The organism is Pseudoalteromonas sp. SIMBA_162, from assembly GCF_046535955.1.
GTDB lineage: Bacteria > Pseudomonadota > Gammaproteobacteria > Enterobacterales > Alteromonadaceae > Pseudoalteromonas > Pseudoalteromonas marina.
Window position 1 is genome coordinate 1 of sequence record NZ_JAWJBQ010000647.1, and the last position, 260, is coordinate 260.

1 protein-coding gene is annotated in these 260 nt (G+C 58.1%); it reads left to right on the plus strand.

The genetic code is table 11. The features are described from left to right. Nucleotides 1-186 (plus strand): hypothetical protein (locus R0J88_RS21255; protein WP_410901064.1); only part of this gene is annotated, 186 nt, incomplete at its 5' end. Nucleotides 187-260 lie beyond the last annotated feature (74 nt).

Sequence of the window (260 nt, forward strand, 5' to 3'; positions counted from 1 at the left end):
GGGGCAGCTTCCGTTGTGCTGTGGGGTCCAGTGCTGAGCCTGTCGAAAGGCTACGGCGTGGAAGTGCAAAGTAACCTCTGGGCCTACTTCGGGGTGCCGCTGGTGATGATCTGCTCGTCGGTCATGTTCTACGTCTACTGGGTCTGCCTGCTGGGGTTCCGACAGGCGCTACACAACACCCGATAGGCTGACAGACAGGCATAGAAAAGGGGCGCTCATTGCGCCCCTTGTTCGTTCCTGAATCAGTCTTCGTTCTTGTG